We start from the raw sequence: 20,508 nt of genomic DNA, 5'->3' as shown, positions 1-20,508 counted from the left end.
GAGGACACCTCTCCCGTATGAGCTCTTCCGTGCCGCGCTTCGGCGCCAACTACACGCCCAGCCAGGGCTGGTTCCACCACTGGCTGGACTTCGACCTCGACGCCGTGCGCGCCGATCTCGACTCCATCGCCGGCCTCGGCCTGGACCACATCCGGGTCTTCCCGCTCTGGCCGCTGTTCCAGCCCAACCGCACGCTGATCCGCCCGCGCGCCGTCGAGCAGCTCGTCCAGCTCGCCGACGCGGCCGCCGAGCGCGGGCTCGACGTCAACGTGGACGGACTCCAGGGCCATCTGTCGAGCTTCGACTTCCTGCCCGCCTGGACCCAGACCTGGCACCGGCGCAACATCTTCACCGACCCGGACGTCGTCTCGGGGCAGGCGGAGTACCTGCGCACCCTCGCGGCAGCGCTCGCCGACCGGCCGAACTTCATCGGCATGACCATCGGCAACGAGATCAACCAGTTCTCCGGCGGGCCGCACCCCGACCCCGACCGTATCTCCCCTGCCCAGGCGGGCAGTTGGCTCACCCGACTGCTGGACGCGTGCGAGGCGGGTGCACCCGGCAGGCTCCATCTGCACGCCGAGTACGACGCGGCCTGGTACCGGGACGACCACCCGTTCACCCCCGCGCACGCCGCCCGCCTCGGCGCCATGACCGCCGTGCACTCCTGGGTCTTCAACGGCACGGCGCAGCGCCATGGCCCCACCGGCACCGCCACCGAGCACCACGCCGCCTACATGATCGAACTCTCCAAGGCCTGGGCACCGTCCCCGGACCGTCCCGTCTGGCTCCAGGAGGTCGGCGCCCCCGCCCCCCTCGTCCCCGCCGCCGACGCCGCCGCCTTCACCGAGGCCACCGTGGCGAACGCGCTGGACTGCCCGGACGTCTGGGGCGTGACCTGGTGGTGCTCCCACGACGTGTCCCGCTCGCTCGCCGACTTCCCCGAACTCGAGTACAGCCTCGGCCTGCTGACCAACGACCGGGAGGTCAAGCCCGCCGGCCGGGCCATCGCCCGGATCATCGAGGAATGGCGCGAGGGGAAGAAGCCGCCCGAGCCGCGCACCCTCGCCCTCGTCGTCGACGCGGGCGACGACGAGACCGCGCCCCGGCGCTCCGTGTGCGCACCCGGCGGCAGCGTGTTCGAGGCGTTCGCCCGGCTGACCGCCCAGGGCGCGCGCCCCACCACCGTTCTCGCGAGCCGCAGCGACGACCGGGACCATCTCGCCGCGCGCGGGATCACCGAGGTCGTCACCCCCGAGCGGGCCGGCTCATGACACGGCCCTCCGCCACAAGCACAGCACCGTAAGCCGTCCCCGAACGATACGGAGCACACCATGACCCCCCACCTCAGCAGACGAGCCCTCCTTCTGGCCTCCGCCGCCGCGGCCGTGGCGCCGGCCGTCCTGCCCGGTGCGGCCTCCGCCGCGACCAGGGCCGCCTCCGGCGCGCCGTACGCCGCGTACTGGTACCCGGACTCCTTTCCCGCCGGGACACCCGGCCCCGGCATCACCTGGCGGAGCCTCAAGGCCTGGCGCGCCGAGGACGACGCGGACCTGGCGTTCAACTCCGCGACCGTGCCCCTGGCGAGGCGCTTCACCCCGGTCCCGGTGAACACCACCGCCCGTGCCGGACAGGCGCGCATCCAGTCCCTGGTCTCCTTCGGCCCCACCGCCGGCAATCCGTCCCAAGGCGCCGCCACCGCCGACCACTACGCACTGACCCACTGGTCCTACCTCGACGAACTCGTCTTCTGGGGCGGCTCGTCCGGCGAGGGCCTGATCCTCGCGCCCAACGCGCCCGTCGTGGACGCCGCGCACCGCCACGGTGTCCCCGTGCTCGGCAGCGTGTTCCTCCCGCCCGTCGCCTACGGCGGGGATCTGCGCTGGACCCGGGACCTGGTCCAGAAGGACTCCTTCGGCCGCTTCCCGCTGGCCCAGCGCCTCGTCGCGGTCGCGGCCGCGTACGGCTTCGACGGCTGGTTCATCAACGCCGAGACCGGTGGCGGGGACGCTGCGCTGGCCGCCGACATGACCGGCTTCCTGAAGGAACTCACCGCGCTCGGCCGGCCGAAGGGCCTGCGGGTCTGCTGGTACGACTCGATGACCGTGAGTGGATCGGTCAGCTGGCAGGGGGCGCTGAACGACCGCAACAAGCCCTTCTTCCAGGCGGCCGACTCCATGTTCGTCGACTTCCGCTGGTCCCGCTCCACGCTGGCCGCGTGGGGTCGTACCGCAGAGCAACTGGGCCGCAGTCGCTACGAGTTGTGGGCCGGTGTCGACGTCGAGGCGAACGGCTGGAACCGGTCCGTCGACTGGGACGCCATCATCCCGGTGAACACACCGGACGTCGTCTCGCTGGGCTTCTACCGGCCGGAGTGGACCCGCAACCACCTGCCCGCGGGCCGCACCCCCGCACAGTTCCACGCCGCCGACGACCGGTTCTGGAGCGGGCAGTCCCTCGACCCGTCCCGGCCGACACCCGGCGACCCCTGGCGGGCCCCGGCGCTCGCCGTCGCCGACCGCTCCACCGTCGACACGCTGCCGTTCGCCACCGTCTTCAACACCGGCCACGGACTGCGCTGGTACGAGAGCGGAAAGGTGACGTCGGACGCGCCGTGGAACCACCTCGGAGTCCAGGACCGCATGCCCTCGCGGCAGTGGGTCGTGCGCACGACCGGCCAACGCCCCACGGTGGCCTACGACTTCTCCGACGCCTGGCACGGCGGCAGCAGCCTCCTCGTCGGCGGCACGCTCACCGCTCCCACCACCCTCGACCTGTACGCGTGCCGGCTGCCGTTCACCGCCGACACCGTGGTCGAACTCGTCCACCGCAGCGAGAGTGCCGGGGTCACCGTCGAACTGGCCCTCGCCACGGGCGAGCCCGCCGGACCCGGGCAGCCGCATCCGTACACCTATGTGCCGCTCGCCACCCCGGGCCGCGGCTGGACCACCACCACCGTGCGGCTGACCGGCCTGTCCGGGACGGTCCGCGCGCTGGGAGTCCGGCTGACCGGCACCAAAGGCCCGGTGACCTGGCGCCTCGGCTCCCTGGCCGTACGCGACAAGGCGGCACAGAACCCGTCGGCACCCGCCGGTCTGCGCATCACCGCGGCCGCGGGCGGCGATCTGCGCTTCGCCTGGCAGCCCGCCCCCGGAGCCGTGCGCCATTACGCCCTCCACCGGGTGCTGCCGGACGGGACACGGCGCTTCCTCGGGGCCACCTGTCAGCGGGCCCACTTCGTCCCGGGCCTGCGGCCCGAACAGGGCGAGAGCGCGGCGCGGTTCGAACTGCGCGCCGTGGGGGAGCTCTACACCGCGTCGACTCCCGTGACCGTCACCCACCCCTGGTAACCACCACCGCAACCCTCGGAGCCACCCCACATGCATGACGACCGCAGCCTCGTCGAATCCCGCCTCAGGAGGGTCCTCGACGAACGCATACGCCCCGCCGTCCACCCCCGGTCCGTGCCGCTGGACGTCGCGGTGTGGAACGCACCCGGCGAGCCCGTCCCGGTCGCCGAAGGACTCGCGGCCGAACCCGGGCCGATCAAGGTCGGCGACATGTGGGGTGCTCCCTGGGGGACCAGCTGGTTCCGGGTGACCGGCACCGTGCCCGAGGAGTGGGCCGGCCGGACCGTCGAGGCGCTGCTCGACCTCGGATTCGACGAGAACATGCCGGGCTTCCAGTGCGAGGGCCTCGTCTACCGGGCCGACGGCACCCCGGTGAAGGGCCTCAACCCGCGCAACCAGTGGGTCCGTATCGGCGCTCCGGTCCAGGGCGGTGAGGAGGTGCGGCTGCACATCGAGGCCGCGTCCAACCCCGTGATCCTCGATTACCACCCCTTCCTGCCGACGCAGCTCGGCGACAAGGAGACCGCGGGCAGCGAGCCGCAGTACCGGCTCGCACGCATGGACCTCGCCGTCTTCGACGAGACCGTGTGGAACCTCGTCCTGGACCTGGAGGTCCTCGGTGAGCTGATGCAGGAACTGTCCGCCGACAGCCAGCGCCGGCACTTGATCCTGCGCGCGGTCGGCCGGGCTCTGGACGCCGTCGACCTCCAGGACGTCAACGGCACGGCGGCAGATGCGCGGGCCTGCCTCGAAGAGGTCCTGTCCACGCCTGCCGAGCCGTCCGCCCACCGGATCAGCGCGGTGGGGCACGCCCACATCGACTCGGCCTGGCTGTGGCCGCTGCGCGAGACCGTGCGCAAGGTCGCCCGGACGACGTCCAACATGACGGCGCTGCTGGAGGACGAGCCCGACTTCGTCTTCGCGATGTCCCAGGCACAGCAGTTCGCCTGGATCAAGGAGCACCGCCCCGAGGTCTACGCCAAGGTCAAGGCCGCCGTCGCCGACGGGCGCTTCGTGCCGGCCGGCGGTATGTGGGTGGAGTCCGACACCAACATGCCCGGCTCGGAGGCGATGGCCCGGCAGTTCGTGCACGGAAAGCGCTTCTTCCTCGACGAGTTCGGCATCGAGAACGACGAGGCGTGGCTCCCCGACACGTTCGGCTTCGCCGCCGGACTGCCGCAGATCATCAAGGCCGCAGGCTCCAAGTGGCTGCTCACCCAGAAGATCTCGTGGTCGCAGACGAACAAGTTCCCCCACCACACCTTCCAGTGGGAGGGCATCGACGGCACCCGGATCTTCACGCACTTCCCGCCGGTCGACACCTACAACTGCTCCATGAAGGGCAGCGAGATCGCCCACGCGGCGCGCAACTTCAAGGACAAGGGAGTCGCACGCCACTCGCTCGCCCCGACCGGATGGGGCGACGGAGGCGGCGGCACCACCCGGGAGATGGTCGCCAAGGCCGCCCGGCTGCGCAGCCTCGAAGGGTCGGCGACGGTGAGCTGGGAGAGCCCGGCCGAGTTCTTCGCCAAGGCCGAGGCGGAGTACCCGCAGGCGCCCGTCTGGGTCGGCGAGCTCTATCTGGAGCTCCACCGGGCCACCCTGACCAGCCAGGCGAAGACCAAGCAGGGCAACCGCCGCAGCGAGCACCTGCTGCGGGAGGCCGAGCTGTGGGCCGCGACCGCTGCCGTACGGACCGGCTTCCCCTATCCCTACGAGGAGTTGGACCGGCTGTGGAAGACGGTGCTGCTGCACCAGTTCCACGACATCCTGCCCGGCTCCTCCATCGCCTGGGTGCACCGCGAGGCCGCCCGGACGTATGCGACCGTGGCCGGAGAGCTGGACGGCATCATCGACGCGGCCCAGCGTGCGCTCGCCGGTGATCCCGCCTCCGGCACCCGGCTGGTCTTCAACGGCGCACCGCACGAGCGGCACGGCGTACCCGCGGGAGGCGCGTCGCCCGCCACCGACGGCGGCGGCGCGTCGCTCACCCCGCGCGAGGGCGGCGGCTTCGTCCTCCACAACGGCCTGCTGGAAGTGGAGGTCGACGGCCGCGGCCTGGTGGTCTCCGCCTACGACATCGGGGCCGAGCGCGAGACGGTCGCACCGGGCATCGCCGCCGGCCTCCTGCAGATCCACCCCGACTTCCCGAACATGTGGGACGCGTGGGACGTCGACGCGTTCTACCGCAACACCGTCACCGATCTCACCGTCGCCGACGAGGTCACGGCCGTGAACTCCGAGAACGCGACCGCCGTACGCGTCGTCCGCAGCTTCGGCGACTCGAAGGTCACCCAGGTCCTGACGCTTTCCGCGGGAGCCAAACGCCTGGACATCGAGACCGAGGTCGACTGGCACGAGACGGAGAAGTTCCTCAAGCTGTCCTTCCCGCTGGACATCCACGCCGAGCGCTACGCCTCCGAGACGCAGTTCGGGCACTTCCACCGGGCCACCCACACCAACACCAGCTGGGAGGCGGCCAAGTTCGAGGCGTGCAACCACCGTTTCGTGCATCTGGAGGAGCCCGGCTGGGGTGTCGCGGTCGTCAACGACTCGACGTACGGCCATGACGTCACCCGTACCGTGCGCGACACCGACAGCGGCACGACGACCACGCTCCGGGTCTCCCTGCTCCGGGCCCCGCGCTTCCCCGACCCCGAGACCGACCAGGGCGTCCACCGGTTCCGGCACGCCCTCGTGCCGGGTGCGGACATCGCGGACGCGGTCCGCGAAGGCTTCCGTATCAACCTCCCCGAGCGCACCGTAACCGGTGACGGTGCGGTGGCCCCGCTGGTGACGGTCGATCAGGACGCGGTGATCGTCAGCGCGGTGAAGCTGGCGGACGACGGCAGCGGTGATGTGATCGTGCGGCTCTACGAATCGCGCGGCGGCCGCGTCCGCGTGCGTCTCGCGACGGAATTCGAGGCACTCGGGGTGGTCGCGACCGATCTGCTGGAGCGGCCCCTGGCCGACGTGCCGCAGCCCGAACTCGCCGATGGGACAGTCCGGTTGAGCCTGCGTCCCTTCGAGCTCGTCACCCTCCGGCTGGCCCGCCCGCAGCACTGACCGCGGCAGATACGGCAGCACGCCCCGCGCCGCGAGCGCGGGGCGTGCTGCCGCATGGGGCTACAGCGGTAGTGCGCAGACCGCTACCGGAAAGCGAAAGGGGCTTCCCGCGGGCCGCAGTTCTCCGGTCGCCTGATCGACATGGAACACGGACACCGTGCTGGAGCGCTGGTTGGCGGCGAACAGCAGGTTCTGCGACGGCGAGAGGGCGATGTGTCGTGGGTGGTCGCCGCCGACCGGGACGGTGTCGAGCAGCCGCAGCCGCGCTCCGCCGTCCTCCACGGCATAGCGGGTGAGGCTGTTGTGCCCACGGTTGGCGAGAAACGCGAACCGGCCGTCGCGGGTCACCGCGAGCTGCGCCGGATAGCTCGTTCCCGGGCCCGTCCCGGTGGGCTGCGGCGCGCCCGGGGTCAGGGTGCCCGTGGCCGGGTCGTAGGCGCAGACGGCCACCGTGTTGTCCAGCTCGTTGGCCAGGTACGCGTAGCGGCCCGAGGGATGGAAGGTGAGGTGGCGTGGCCCGGCGCCCGGTCGGACCGTCGCCCGTGACACCGCGGTGAGCGTGCCGCGCGCGGTGTCGAGCCGATAGGTGTAGACGGTGTCGGTGCCCAGATCGACGGCGAGGACATGACCGCCGTCCGGGCTGGTGACGATCTGGTGCGCGTGCGGTCCCGCCTGGCCGGGGCCGGGCGGCGGCGCGGAATGCGTCACGAGGGCCGTGCGTGCCCCCAGCGCGCCCGACGCCTCGATCGGGTGCACGGCGACGCTGCCGGACGTGTAGTTGGCGCTCAGCAGCCAGTTGCCGCCCGGATGCACGGACAGATGACAGGGGCCCGCGCCGCCGGTGGCGCGGCTGCCGAGGACCTGGTGCCGTCCGTCGGAGGAGAGCCGGACCGCGGTCACCGCGCCGTCCTGCCGCTCGTTCACCGTGTAGAGCGTGCCGCCGGAGGGGTGGAGTGCCAGGAACGACGGGTCGCCGACACCGGTGACGGTGCCGGTGGCGGTGATGTGCCCGGTCGTGTCGTCGTACGCCGCGAGACCGATGCCGGCGCCACCACCGGCGACGGAGGTGTAGGTGCCCAGAAAGAGACGGCGCGGCCCGCGGGGTGCGGCGTGCGCGGTCGCCGGTAAGGCGGCTGTGACCGCCGCGGCCACCACGGTCCCGAGGAACCTGCGCCGGCCCGGCGCTTCGGCCGGGGGCGCGGGACGGTCGGTGTCCGCCGGTGCTGCTCTGCTGCTCATGGGCTCTACCTCGGAAATCGGTCCGGGTGGTGCGAGGTGGGGGGCTGCGCCGGTGGTGCGGGGTCGGGGCGCGAGGGGACGGCCGGGGCGTGCGGCTCACGTCAAGGTGATCGCGTACACCTCGACCCGCGCATCGTCGGGGAGCGTCACCGAGCGGGGTGACCTGGTGCCGTCGAGCGCCGCGGAGTCGCCGAACAGCCGTACCGGCGGCCCGTCGACGCCCTGTCCGGCCTTGATCCGGTGCGGCATGTCGAGGACCACGGTGCTGCCGGCCGGCGCGGAGCCCGCCCAGTCGCCGATCGTCACCGGTACCTGTGCCGTACTGCCGTCGGTGTAGCGCACGGTCAGCGAAGTGGTCACCGGACCGTTGTGGGAGGCGGCCACCAGCCGCAGCGACGACCGGGCCCTGGAGGGCAGCAACAGCGTCTGGCCACGGGCCTCGACGAAGTTCGGCGCGGCCCCCGACGGGTCGGGCGCCCGGTATGTCGTGCCGCTCCAGGTGACCGGCCCGGCAGCGGGCAGCAGCCCGGCGTCGTAGCTCCAGCCGCCCCCGTCGAAGTCACCCTGGCCGGACTGGTCCGTCGTCGCCGTGCCGTCGTGGTTCAGCGCCGCGGTCAGATCCACCGCGCACGAGGGCTCACCCCCCGTCGCGCAGGACGCGGCCGGACGCACGTCGACCGTGGCGTCGCGGACGACCGTGGCCATGCCCGGCGCGGTGAGCGTGATCCGTACGGGATAGGAGCCCGTTGCCGTCCCGGCGGGCACACCGACCGCGATCGGGACCGTCTTCTGCACCGGCAGATGACGCGAGTCGAGCGTCAGCCGGGATGCCGCCTTCACGGACCACCCGGCGGGAGCCCGGACACCGACGGCCGCCCGGACGTCGCCCGGGGACTGTGCGAGGACATCCACCGCCAGATGCGCCGTCTGCCCACTGCTGCCGGCCGGTACGACGTCGGAGGCGGACCGCAGCGAGGCGTTCAGTTCGCGGCGGCGGTCGGCGCCGCCCCCGGCGTTGACGGACGGCGGTTCGGCGCCCGGGGCGGTGCCCCACGCGGACGGCGTCGTGCCGAGCCGGTGGTCGATACGGCCACCGTCCGCGATGGCGTCCCAGTCCAGCCAGGTCCGGTTGACCGGCGCGCCGTCGAGGGCCACGGTCTGCACATACCGGCGTTCGTCGCTCGCGCCGGGAGCGGTGATCCGCAGCGTGCCGCCCTGATGCCGGCCGTACCGGCCGACCGTCACCACCGCCGACTCGAACTGCGGGCTGGACAGGGCCAGCTGATCGGCGCCGCTCATCACCGGATACAGCCCGAGCGAGGAGAACACGTACCAGGCCGACATGGTGCCCAGGTCGTCGTTGCCCGTCATGCCGTCGGGCCCGGTGGTGAACAGCGTCATCGCTGCCCGGGTGACGGTGGCCGTCTTCGCGGGCGCGCCCGCCCACAGATACATGTACGGGGCGTGCAGATCGGGCTCGTTGTTGGGGTTGTAGGTCGGCTTGCCGTAGTAGTCGTACGGCTGCGAGATCCAGTCCTTGCGGGCGGTCCCGGCCGGGTCGGTCAGCAGCTTGTCATGGACGAAGAAGGCGTCCAGGCGCTTCTCCGTGGCCTTCCTGCCGCCCATGAGCCTGACCAGCCCGGCCGGGTCCTGGGGCACCAGCCACTGGTACTGATAAGCACCGCCCTCGTGGAACTGATGGCCCGCTTCCACCGGATCGTAGGGGGTCACCCAGGTGCCCTGCGACGTCCGGGGGCGGAACTGGCCGATGGAGGAGTCCCACAGATTGCGGTACCACTGCCCCCGCCCGGCGAACATCCGCGCGTCGGCGCCGTGTCCGAGCCCCTTCGCCATCAGGGCCAGCGAGGCGTCCGCCGCCGCGTATTCGAGCGTGGCCGACGCGGGGTGGTTGCAGTCATTGTCGCCGCCCTTGTCCGCGCAGTCCTTGCCGAGTCCGAGGCCGGACGGGATGTAGCCGCGTTCGCTGTAGAAGTCCACGCCCGAGCGGCCGTTGTAGGGGGAACCGGCGGGCGGGGTGGTGGTGGCGTTCTTCCGCAGCAGCGCGTACGCCTCCTTCTCGTGGCCGGAGAGGAGCCCTTTGGACCAGGCCTCGACGAGGAACGGTGTCACCGGATCGCCGGTCATGATGTTGGTCTCGCTGTTGGCGAGCGCCCACCGGGGGAGCCAGCCGCCGTCCCTGCCGATCGCGACGACGGACAGGGCGACATCGCGGGCCACCCCGGGTTGCAGAAGCTCCAGCAGCTGGTTCTGCGGCCGGTAGGTGTCCCACAGGGAGAAGTTCTGGTAGGGCGTGTAGCCGTCCGCCGTATGGGCCTTGCGGTCGAAGCCCACATAGCGGCCGTCCACGTCGCCGGCCACGTTCGGGTGCAACTGCGCGTGATAGAGCGCGGTGTAGAAGGCGCTCTGCCGCTCGCGCGAGCCGCCGCCGATCCGGACGGACCCCAGCTGCTTCTGCCAGGTGCTGTGCAGGGCGGCGCGCGTGGCGTCGAAGTCGTACGAGTCCTTCGTCTCCGCGGCCAGGTTCTTCCGGGCACCCTCGATCCCGGTGTACGACAGGCCGACCTTCACCACGACGTCCTTGTCGGCGCTCGCGTCGAAGGTCACCCAGGCGCCGTTGCCCCCCTCGCCCGCGGCGTCCCTGCCGCCCGGCGTGGGGGTCGACCCGCGCCAGGTGCCCTGCGCCCTGAACGGGCGGTCGAAGGTGGCGGTGAAGTAGACGGTGTGACGGTCCTTGCCCGCGCAGAAGTTGCCCGCGTCGACGCGCCCCTCGACCGTCCGGTCGCCGATCACATGGACCTCGGAGTCGTACACCTTCTGGTTGGCCCTGCCGGTGTTGAACAGCACGTTGGCATCGCCCGTGGACGGGAACGTGTAGCGCTGCCAGCCGGTCCGCGGGGTCGCGGTGAGCTCCGCGTCGATCCCGTACGACGTGAGGTTCACCCGGTAGTAGCCCGGCTCCGCCTGCTCGTCGTCGTGCGAGTACTCCGAGCGGTAGTCGTCGGGGTCCACGCTTCCGACAGCGCCCGTGGTCGGCATGATCGGCAGCTCACCGGCCACCCCGCAGCCCACGCCCGACAGATGGGTCTGGCTGAAGCCGTGGATCCTGTTCTGCTGGTAGTCGTAGCCGCCCTGGCCACCGGTGTCCGGGCTGACCTGCACCATGCCGAACGGCGCGCTCGCACCGGGAAAGGTGTTGCCGAAGTTCTGGGTGCCCACGAAGGGGTTGACGAGCGAGGCCGGGTCGTCCGCGACGGCCGGTGCCCCGGCGGCCACGGCCGAGCCCGCCGGGCCGGACAGTCCGCCGGCGAGCAGGACGGCCGCCAGCAACCGGGCGGTTCTCGTGCGTATCCGAACGGCCGACTCTCGCATCTGGGCGCCCCTTGCTGACAACGTTGTCCGATTCGGGTCCGGGAAAGCTTTCATGGTCGTCCGAAACCTGTCAATGGCCCGCTCACGCCCCGCCGTCGGCGAGCGGCCGGCTCTCGCCGGTCCGGCCCGGACGTGGACGGCGGGCCTCGGTCCCGGTCCCGCCGGGGACCGGGCGAAGGCTTGTCATCTCCAGTGCGGCGGCCACGAACTCCGCAAGCACCGGGCCGCATTCGACCGGCACAGCGGCATGCGAACCCGGCTCGGTGAAGGACCGGGCAGCCTCGACGAGCGGGACGGGCGAGGGGTGCGGCTCTCCGGCGGTGGCATGGCGGTGGGGGCTGCGCGCGGTCGTCGACTCCAGTGCCGCGAGAGCGGCTTCGCCGCATGCCTCGGCGGCGTCCAGCCACGGGCCGGTGTCGGCGAGGAAGGCGGGGTCCCGCAAGCGGTCGCGGAGCACCGCGGGCGCTTCATGGACCGCGCGGAGCGCTGTGCGGAGCGGAGCCGTGTGGCCGCTGCGGCGGAACTCCGATACGACGGCGGCGAGTTCACCGCCCCGGTGAACGGTCGTCCCGCCGGTGCGGTGGATATCGGCGAAGGCGCGCAGGGCGTCGGTGGCAGCTTCGTCCCCGCCGGTCAGTTCGTCGAGCGCGGCCGACCAGGACCGTTCGGGGTCGTAGTCCCCGTCGTTCCAGGCGTAGTCGGCGAATCCGGACAGGGCGATCCGCGATGCCCGGGGCGGTGGGACGGTGACCAGTCCGAGCGCCTCCTCGGCGAGACCCGGGCCGTGTCCCGCGTAGGGCCCGAGCGACAGCCCGCCCGGTGTGCCGCCCGCCGGATCCCAGTCCCGTACCAGCACTCGACGGCCGAAGACCTCGCGTGCGGTGGCCCGCCCGCTTCGGGAGGCCGACACCGCGCTCCCGGCACTCCACAGAACAGCGATGTCGGGATCGAGTTCCTGCGCGAGCCGTCGCAGATAGGCGTCCTGCCCCGGGCCTTCGTACGCGGTGGGCGCGATCTGCACGGGTGCCGCTCCGGGGTGCCCTGCGCATCCCGCGCTGAGGGCATTGGCCAGACGCGCCTGAGCGTGAGCCATGGCCCAGGGCTCCGTGCCCACCGCGCCGTCGCGCCGACCGCCGCCGAGGTCGTCGAAGGCCACGACAAAGCTGTGGACACCGATGTTCCTCAGGGCTGCGGCCTTCGCCGTCAGCTCGCCAAGGGCGCAGTGCCCCGGCCGGCCGGGGGAGAGGACGTAGCCGAACTCCACGTGGTGAGCCCTGGCGTGCCCCACCAGCTCCGCGATACGGGCGAGTTCGCCCGGTGGAAACGGCGAGCGCCCCTCGGGTCCCCGGCAGGGCGCGTCCGCGGGCGCGTAGTAGTACGCGTTCACCTTGTGCCCGCCCAGCCACGCCAGGTCGGCGAGGCGGCGCTGATGCGACCACGGTGAGCTCCGCGAGACATCGACAACTCCGCGCCGCGACAACGAGGGCCAGTCGCGGATCACCGTCCCCCGCAGCTTCGGCCCGTGCACCAGCCGGCGCAGCGTCTGGGCGGCGTAGTACGTGCCTGTGGGGTCCGCGCCGCTCAGCACGATGTGACGGCGACCGTCCCGGCCCGCGCCGACGGCGAGGACGTACCCCTCGGCGGCCATGGTCTCGGCGCCCTGGACCCCGAGTGCGCTCAGCACATCGGCCGTTGCCCCGTTCTCCTGGTGGCCGCCGACGTGGACGACGAACCGATCGCGTACGGGCGCGTGGTCGTCCGAGCGGCCGATGGCGCGGACGCCCGCGTCGTGGAGCACCTCCTCGACGACGGACAGGGCGCCGGCATCGGTCGACGCCCCGCGAACGACGGTCACCGCCGCCGGAAGGCGGACGGTCTCGGGACGCCTGTGCACCGAACGGGGCCGCGGGAACAGTCGCGGCGCGCGGTCTTCACGGCGGGCCGTGGCCCGTCCCGGGTTGTCGGCGGCTGCCGGGGCGGGTTCGAGGAGCGAGAGCATCAGGGCGACGGCCTGTGCGCCGAGGGAGCGCCGGTGGGGCCGGAGCGCCGCGAATGTGGTTCCCAGTGCCATCGCTGTGCCGCCTCCTCGTCGATGCCTTGATGCTGGAGGACTGGACCACTGGCTGACATCGTTGTCAAGGGGGTAGGGCGTTCTGATGTGTCCGCCCGCCGGCGACGCTCCGGAATGCCCTGGTCACACGGCGAAGGCCCCGCGTCCGCTGTAACTGCGGTACGCGGGGCGCCGGGGAATTGACCGGATGTCAGCCCTGCTGGAGGGTCAGATCGCCGCGCTGGGTGGTGAGGACGACGGGGATCGGGATGAAGCCGCGCGAGGTGTCCAGCGCGATGAGCGAGGCCTCGCCCTGCGCGGCCCCGGGCGCCAGCAGGCCCATGTGGTTGCCGGTGTTGCGCCACTCCCGCTCCTGGCCGTCGCAGATCGCCGTGGTGCTGCCGATGCCGACCTGGGTGCCGCCCTGGGTGGCCTTGGAGCTGATGACGATCGGGCTGGTGCGCAGTGACGAGCAGCGGTAGGTGCCGCTCAGCGTGAGCGTTCCGTCCTCCGCGATCAGGCCGATCCCGTCCACGGTGACGGTGTCGGGAGCGAATTGAGCACTCGCGCTGCCGGGCGTCAGGCCGGTCGCGAGGGCGGCAGCGATACAGACCGATGAAATGAGCGTTGCGCGTCGGGCAGTGATCATGCAGAACAAAACGACCGTCCACGGCCGAGGTGTCGCCACATCGCACGGACGAGCGAGCCCGTGCGGTTCTGACGAGGGCGTACGGCTCATTCGGGTGAGCGCGGAAGGCGTACCGGGAATGCCTCCGCATCCCATGAATGATGGAGGGTTCAACAAGTTCGGCCCCTCGGGTCACCCGTCGAGCGCGTTTCGCATATGCCAGCCGTCGGGCCTTCGGGGTGCGGTGGGAATGGCGACACGCCAGTTCCTCCGAACGAGTGTTTTCTCCATCACTTGATGGTGAGTAGGGTGTGGCCCGCTGTCGGTGATCTATCACGCGGGAGACCGGCTCAATTCGGCCTGGCCGGAATGTGTATGAGGGTGCGTCTGTCGTATGCGGGGGACGGAGGGGGATCGTGGCCGCTGGCTCGTTCGAGGGGCAGTACGTCTGGCATCCGGCGGCCGACGACCGTCAACTGGCCCGTGCCTGCGTCGATGTGAAAGCCGGCCGCTATCTCAGTGCCCACGAGGTGCTGGGGGACGCCCGCGACGATTTCGACGTACGCGCCCACCGTTCGCTGGTGCTGGCGTCCGAGGCGGCCGACTCGGACCTCGCCGAGCGCTGGCTCGCCGAGGAGCCCGGCCCCGAGTCGGCGCTGCTGTGGGCGCGTGTGGCGATGCTCCGCGCGCTGCGCTCGGCCGACGCGCAGGACCGGCGCACCGGAACCCTGGTGGGCATCGCGAACGGCGCCTGTGAGCGGGCCGCGCAGCTGCTGCCCGAGGACCCCACGCCCTGGGTGGCACAGCTGGCTCTGGCCCGTATCCGTCGGCCCCTCGACCCGGCCCCGCAGGGCCTGTTGACCGCTCCGCCCGGTCCCTGGCAGCTGTTCTCGCGTGTACTGCGGCTCGATCCCTGGAACCGCGAGGCCCATCACCGCTTCCTGTCCTTCTTCTTCACCCGGCACGGCGGCACGGCCAGTGCGCGCTGGGACGTCGCCTCGTTCCTCAGCCACCGCGCCCCGGCCGCGTCCCCGCTGCGGCTGCTGCCGCTGGTCGCCCTGGTCGAGGAGTACGACCCCGCCGCCCTGCTCGCCGACCGCACCTGGCGCCAGCCCCAGTGGCTGGCCACCTCGATGGGGCTCTACCACCACTGGTTCCCCCGCACGTCCGACTACCGGTTCACCCCGGTCCTGGACCTGTCGTATCTGGCGCACGCCCTCTACATGGCGAAGCGTGAATTCGAGGCACGGGAAGTCCTCACCGCGATGGGGCCCTACGCCTCGCGTATGCCCTGGAGTGTTTTCGGTGCGCCGGGCGAGCAATTGACCCGCGCGAGACGCACCTGCGGGCTCCCCGTCCCGAGCGCCGCCTGAATTCCTCCCGGCCGATCCCCTCTTTCGACTCCTTCTTCCAATCCCTCAGGGAAAGGACGCAGTTGTGTCCGAGCGTATGTCCGCACCCCGATTGAAGAACCGTCATCGCCATGACGGCGCCGTCGCTCTGGACGACGACGCGACCCTGCATGCGATGGGCTATCCGCGAAAGCTCACGCGGCGATTTCGCGCCTTCGACAATTTCGCCATCTCCTTCACCATCATCAACATCATCTCCGGAATCTTCTCGGCGTTCGGATTCGGCATGGGCGCCGGCGGCCCGCGGATTCTGGTCCTCGGCTGGATAGGCGTGTCCGTCATGGTGCTGTTCGTCGGCGCCGCGATGGGCGAGATCGCGTCCGCGTATCCGACGAGCGGGGCGCTGTACTTCTCGGCCGGCAAGCTCGCCAAACGGAACCGCGGTGCCTGGTCCTGGTACACCGGCTGGCTGAACTTCGTCGGGCAGGTCGGCGGCACCGCCGCCACGGGGTACGCGGCTGCCACCTTCATCCAGGCGTTCGTCGTCATGCAGTGGCCGGGCTACGAGATCACCGGGCAGCGAACGGTGCTCATCACCACCCTGATCGTGCTGCTCCAGGCGCTGGCGAACACCTACACCGTGCAACTCGTCGCCGCCCTGAACCGGATCTCCGTGTGGTGGCTGCTGATCGGCATGGTGGTCATCGTGGTGTGTCTCGCCTTCATACCGACGCACCATCAGTCGCCGTCGTTCATCACGCATTTCGTGAACAACACCGGCTTCAGCAACGGTCTGTACGCCGCAATGCTCGGCCTGTTGGTGACCAGTTGGACGTTCACCGGCTTCGACGGCAGTTTCCACATGTCGGAAGAGACGGTGAAGGCGACCGTCAACACCCCCAGGGGCATCATGCGGGCGATCGGATGCTCGGCGGTCGCCGGGCTCGTCCTCATGCTCGCCCTGGTGTACGCGATCCGCGATTATGCCGCTACAGCGAGTGCTTCCGCGCCGCCGGTGCAGATTCTCATCGACGGCCTCGGTGCGAGCACGGCGAAGCTGCTCCTGCTCATCGTGATCGGCGCCATGCTGTTCTGTGGGCTCGCCAACATGACCAGCAATACACGGCAGATCTTTGCCTTCTCCCGGGACGGCGCGATGCCCGGCTCGCAGCTGTGGCATTCGGTGTCCCTGCGGACCCGCACGCCCGTCAAGGCGGTTTGGCTGGCGGCCGCGTGTTCGCTCGTCCTGATCATTCCGGCGTGGTGGTCGCACACGGCGTTCACCGCGATTGTGAGCGTGAATGTGGTCGGGCTGTATCTCGCCTACGGCGTGCCCATCTTCCTGCGGCTGCGTCTGGGCGACGCGTTCGAGGCCGGCCCCTGGAGCCTCGGACGCTGGGGCAAGCCGGTGGCGCGGGTGGCCGTGACCTGGATCGTGTTCAGCAGCGTGCTGTTCATGCTCCCGCAGGTCTCCCCGATCACGGGGACGACCTTCAACTACGCCCCGATCGCCCTCGGGGTCGTCCTCCTGATCGCCACGGTCTGGTGGTTCGCCACCGCACGGCGTCGCTTCCAGGGCCCGGTCAGCTACGGCAGCCCGGACGAGGTGGCCGCCATGGACCTGATCTGACCAGGGCCCCCATCCGGCCGCCGGGCCGCACGGCCCACCCGTTCCCACGATCCGCCGAAGTACGGCACGAAAGGTGCGCAATCCCATGAACCCTCGCGACGAATCCCCCCAGCCGTCCTCGGCGGGCCCGGGCAGCACACCCGGCGCGGTATCCGGCACCGGTGAACTCACCATCACTGGCGCGTTGTTGGAGGACTGGCACCTGGTGGCCCGCTGGGCCGCCGACGAAGGGTGGAACCCGGGCAACGACGATGTCGCCTGCTACCACCCCACCGACCCGGCGGGCTTCTTCGTCGGCCGGGTCGGCGGCACGATCGTCTCCGCGGTCTCGATCGTCACCTACTCGGACCGCTACGCCTTCCTCGGCTACTACCTCGTGCACCCGCTGCACCGCCGGAAGGGCCTCGGCCTCGCGACCTGGCAGGCCGCCTTCCCGCACGCCGGCGACCGTGTCGTCGGCCTGGACGCGGTTCCCGCCCAGCAAGCCACCTACCGGCGCGCCGGCTTCACCGCGGTGGGCGAGAACATCCGGTACGGCGGCCGCCCCGCCCGGTCCGGGACCGCGGCACCGGGAGTGGTCTCCGTGGCCCCGGAGCACCTGGACGCGATCGCCGCGTACGACCGGGAGTGTTTCCCCGCCGACCGGCGGGACTTCGTCGCCCGCTGGCTGACCGCGGCCGGCCACCGGGCGTACACGCGGCTGAGGGACGGCCGGGTCACCGGCTACGGGGTGATCCGGCCCGCTCTCGAAGGCCACCGCATCGGCCCGCTGTTCGCCGACACCCCCGAGGACGCCGACGCACTCTTCGATGCCCTCACCGCACACCTCGGCCCGGACGAGGTGGTCGCCTTCGACGTACCCGAAGCCCGGAAGGATGCCGTCGCGCTCGCCGCGGCACGGGGCCTCGAACCCCGGTCGGTCACCGTCCGGATGTACAACGGGCCGGCGCCGGAAGTGGGGGCGGAGCGTACGTTCGGCGTCACCTCGCTGGAACTCGGCTGACCGGGATCGCCGAGGGCCTGGCCGCCCGCTCGGGCCTCACCGCTAACTGGCCGGTGCCGGGGACGGCGGTGCGGAGTCCGGTGCCGATGCGGTGTTGCCCGTGTCCCCCGAGTCGGACTGCGGCGGTGGGGGCGGGGGCGGCGGTGGCTCCGGGGACTGGGTGGGCGGAGGTTCCGGGCTCTGCGGTTGCGAGGGCGGAGGCTCGGAAGGTGAGTCCGGCGGGTTCGATGGCGGCGAACTGGGTGACGACGGCGGGCATTTCCCGCCCGGCGACGGACACGCGGACCCGGACGAGCCCGAGGGGGAGGTGCCCGGTGTGGGTGCCGAGGGGAGCGGCTTCTTCGGCGGTGCCGTCTTCTTGTCGCTGCCGCCGGTGCCGCCCGACGGGCGTTCGAACCAGTCGTCGTTCTCGCTGTCGAAGACCACGAACTCCTTGACCGGCTGCGGCGCGGGAGCGACGACCACTTCCTTTTCCGGACGGTACCCGGGCCAGGCGTCGCCCGTGCGCTTCGGTGTGCCCTTCAGCTCCTTGGGCTCCTGGAGCGGGTTGCCGCAGGCGCAGCGCACCGACGGGACACCGCGGTCGTCGATGAGGACGGCCGTGCCGGTCTGGAGCACCGCCTGGTAGCTGGTCGGTTTGCCGTCCCGGTAGCCGTGGTTGGTGACGCGGGTGTCCAGCCGCAGCTGGACGGGCGTCAGCGAGCGCAGATACGCGGGTACGGCGCCGGGTTCGACATCCACGACCGAGGCGAAGGCCTTGTTCTTGGCCGGATTGTCGGTCAGGTACGTGACCTGCTGCTCGACATCGCAGCTGGCGACCTTGCGGGTCCCGCCGTACAGACCGGGAGTTGAACCGACCACGCTCTGCGTCTGGTTCGCCGCCTGCGCCGTCTCGGTCGGCTGCGCCGACTCGTCGGCGGGCGCGTCCTCGCGTGCGGTGGAGGGGGTGTAGGGATCGGGGCCGGCGGTACCCGCGGCCTGGAGGAACACCTCGCTGCCGGAGCCCGAGCCGGAGCCTCCGTCGGGGCGGGTGAAGACGACGATCAGCGCCACGGCGGCCACCAGCGCGACGGCGATGGTGGCCACCTTCGGTACGGAGCGCCACCACGGGCGCTGCCCTCCGTCGCCGGGCCCTCCTGTGGGAGTGCCGGAGCCGCCCGTTCCGCCCGTTCCGCCGGGTCCGTCAGGTCCGCTCGGGCCACCGCCGCTCGACGGGCCGGGAGGCGGGCCGGGTGGCGGCGTCGTTCCTCCCTGCGACGGTCCGGACAGGGGGCCTGACGGTGGACCTGTGGGGCGTTCGGACGGTGGCTGTTCGGCGCTCACGGGCTCTTCTTCCCACGATGAGGACGTCAAGCGGAGTGGAGATGCACCACATATTCCGTTGAGGACACTTCATGGCACTTCACGACCATTGTGTGCTCCGTATCCGCACGGCTCGCAAGCTGACGCGGTCGGCCCTCCCGGCGGGCGGAGCGCCGCTCGGCTGCTTAGCGTGGCAGCGTGAGCCACCAGGAGATCCACGACCGCGACCGGCCCGCCCGTGCCTCGCACGGCTGGCTCCAAGCACTGGTGGCAGTGCTCGCCGGCGTGGTGGCCCTCCTCGTCACGGCCGCCCTGGGGCTGTGGGCCGCCGGCGCCGCCGAACTGCCCGGAGGCGCCTTCCCGTCCGTCGTCGCGGCGGTCGTCGTCATGGCGGTCGGCGGCTCCGTGGAGCTCTCCGGGGACGCCGGGCTCATCGCCGAGACCAGCGCGGGACTCACCGTCCTGCCCCTCTCGGTGACGCTGGCGGGCGCCGTGGTCATCGCCGAGGGCTTTCTGCGCCCTCTGCGGCACCGCGCCGTCGCGAGCGCCCGCGAGCTGGCCGGCTGGGCCGCACGGCTCGCCGTGCTGTGGGCGATCGCCCTGATCGCCCTCGCTGCCTTCGCCCGGCACTCCTTCGCCGTCTCACTGGGCGAAGGGACCGTCTCCGACATCGGTGACCTGCTCGACTCCGCCCCGCAGGTCGGGTTCCGCGCGAACATCCCCGTCACCGTCGTCCTGGGACTGGTGTGGCTCGCGGGCCTCCTCCTGCTGGCCGTACTCGTGTCGCGCAAGACCCCGCTGCCCGGCCGTCTGCTGCGTTTCCAGGAGTCGGTGCGCCCGGCGGCATTCGCCATGGTCGTCCTGCTGCTCGCCTACGTCGTCCTGGGCATCGTCGTGGGGCTCGTCGTCGCGGCGACCCGGGGCCACACCGCCGAGACGTTCGCGGTGATCCTGCTCGGGCTGCCCAACCTCGCCTGGATCGCCTTCACCGTCGGACTCGGCGCCACCTGGGACGGCAAGGTCGAGGGCCCCTTCGGGCTGCCCGTGCCACAGATTCTCGACGAAGTCCTGCGCACGCCGGGCGGCTCCACGGTCAACCTGAGTTCGCTCACCGAGCGGGACAGCCGCGCCTGGTGGCTGCTCGTCGTCGCCGCGGTACTCCTGCTGGCCGCGGCCTTCGTGATGGCCGTGCGCTCACCCGCCCGCGTACGGCCGTGGCAGCACGCCGTACACATGGCCGTCGCACTCGTCCTCACGGTGCTGACCGTCTGCCTCGTCGCCCGGCTGACCGCACACTACGGACTGTCACTGCTGGGCATCGGGGACATCGACGGAGGCCTCGGCGGTGAGGTGTTCCTGCGGCCGCGGCTGTGGTCCGCTCTGGGGCTCGCCGCCCTGTGGGGGCTGGTCACCGGCTTCCTCGGCAGTCTGCCGGCCCTGCGTGTCCACCGGCGCGGCGAGGTCGGGACGACCGACGTCGGATAACGGGACAGGCCCA

The 20,508-nt window shown here is 71.6% G+C and carries 12 protein-coding genes; 7 read left to right on the top strand and 5 right to left on the bottom strand.

Features of this window, described 5'->3' with window-relative positions; all coding sequences use genetic code 11:
- Nucleotides 1–17: 17 nt before the first annotated feature.
- From ACQPWZ_RS04310 to ACQPWZ_RS04300, 3 genes are read left to right on the top strand one after another with little or no spacing between them, the layout of a single operon-like run.
- The gene (locus ACQPWZ_RS04310) at nucleotides 18–1,274 is read left to right on the top strand and encodes a glycoside hydrolase 5 family protein (protein ID WP_433570697.1); all 1,257 of its coding nucleotides are present in this window, start codon (nucleotides 18–20) and stop codon (nucleotides 1,272–1,274) included.
- A gap of 60 nt (nucleotides 1,275–1,334) precedes the next feature.
- Complete coding sequence (locus ACQPWZ_RS04305) at nucleotides 1,335–3,350, top strand: endo-beta-N-acetylglucosaminidase (RefSeq protein ID WP_433570696.1); 2,016 nt, start codon at nucleotides 1,335–1,337, stop codon at nucleotides 3,348–3,350.
- Nucleotides 3,351–3,380: 30 nt separating this feature from the next.
- A complete protein-coding gene (locus tag ACQPWZ_RS04300; protein ID WP_433570695.1) occupies nucleotides 3,381–6,416 on the top strand; it encodes an alpha-mannosidase in 3,036 nt (1,011 codons plus the stop codon).
- A gap of 60 nt (nucleotides 6,417–6,476) precedes the next feature.
- Here ACQPWZ_RS04300 and ACQPWZ_RS04295 read toward each other — a convergent pair whose 3' ends face one another.
- The 4 genes from ACQPWZ_RS04295 to ACQPWZ_RS04280 all read right to left on the bottom strand — a co-directional run bounded on the left by ACQPWZ_RS04295 (nucleotide 6,477) and on the right by ACQPWZ_RS04280 (nucleotide 13,744).
- On the bottom strand, nucleotides 6,477–7,655 hold the full coding sequence (locus ACQPWZ_RS04295) for a lactonase family protein (protein ID WP_433570694.1): 1,179 nt from the start codon (nucleotides 7,653–7,655) through the stop codon (nucleotides 6,477–6,479).
- Between the two features lie 96 nt (nucleotides 7,656–7,751).
- Nucleotides 7,752–11,045, bottom strand: a complete 3,294-nt coding sequence (locus tag ACQPWZ_RS04290) for a GH92 family glycosyl hydrolase (protein ID WP_433570693.1) — start codon at nucleotides 11,043–11,045, stop codon at nucleotides 7,752–7,754.
- Between the two features lie 82 nt (nucleotides 11,046–11,127).
- Nucleotides 11,128–13,116: a beta-N-acetylglucosaminidase domain-containing protein gene (locus ACQPWZ_RS04285; protein ID WP_433570692.1), complete on the bottom strand. Its 1,989-nt coding sequence runs from the start codon at nucleotides 13,114–13,116 to the stop codon at nucleotides 11,128–11,130.
- A gap of 190 nt (nucleotides 13,117–13,306) precedes the next feature.
- Nucleotides 13,307–13,744, bottom strand: coding sequence for a DUF6299 family protein (locus tag ACQPWZ_RS04280; protein WP_433570691.1), 438 nt, complete (start codon nucleotides 13,742–13,744; stop codon nucleotides 13,307–13,309).
- A gap of 395 nt (nucleotides 13,745–14,139) precedes the next feature.
- Here ACQPWZ_RS04280 and ACQPWZ_RS04275 point away from each other — a divergent pair, with 395 nt between their 5' ends.
- The 3 genes from ACQPWZ_RS04275 to ACQPWZ_RS04265 all read left to right on the top strand — a co-directional run bounded on the left by ACQPWZ_RS04275 (nucleotide 14,140) and on the right by ACQPWZ_RS04265 (nucleotide 17,708).
- Nucleotides 14,140–15,096, top strand: coding sequence for a hypothetical protein (locus tag ACQPWZ_RS04275; protein WP_340471781.1), 957 nt, complete (start codon nucleotides 14,140–14,142; stop codon nucleotides 15,094–15,096).
- Between the two features lie 64 nt (nucleotides 15,097–15,160).
- The gene (locus ACQPWZ_RS04270; RefSeq protein WP_433570690.1) at nucleotides 15,161–16,705 is read left to right on the top strand and encodes an amino acid permease; all 1,545 of its coding nucleotides are present in this window, start codon (nucleotides 15,161–15,163) and stop codon (nucleotides 16,703–16,705) included.
- 85 nt (nucleotides 16,706–16,790) lie between these two features.
- Nucleotides 16,791–17,708, top strand: a complete 918-nt coding sequence (locus ACQPWZ_RS04265) for a GNAT family N-acetyltransferase (protein WP_433570689.1) — start codon at nucleotides 16,791–16,793, stop codon at nucleotides 17,706–17,708.
- Nucleotides 17,709–17,750: 42 nt separating this feature from the next.
- Here the strand turns inward: ACQPWZ_RS04265 and ACQPWZ_RS04260 are convergent, their stop codons facing one another.
- A complete protein-coding gene (locus ACQPWZ_RS04260) occupies nucleotides 17,751–19,031 on the bottom strand; it encodes a DUF6777 domain-containing protein (protein WP_433570688.1) in 1,281 nt (426 codons plus the stop codon).
- Nucleotides 19,032–19,208: 177 nt separating this feature from the next.
- On the opposite strand from ACQPWZ_RS04260, the gene ACQPWZ_RS04255 reads away from it, so the two are divergent.
- Entirely contained in the window at nucleotides 19,209–20,495 is a 1,287-nt protein-coding gene (locus ACQPWZ_RS04255) for a streptophobe family protein (RefSeq protein ID WP_433570687.1), read from the top strand.
- The last annotated feature ends 13 nt before the right edge of the window (nucleotides 20,496–20,508 follow it).

The organism is Streptomyces sp. CA-251247 (assembly GCF_050952975.1).
Classification (GTDB): Bacteria; Actinomycetota; Actinomycetes; order Streptomycetales; family Streptomycetaceae; genus Streptomyces; species Streptomyces achmelvichensis.
This window is presented reverse-complemented; position numbering and strand designations above follow the sequence as displayed.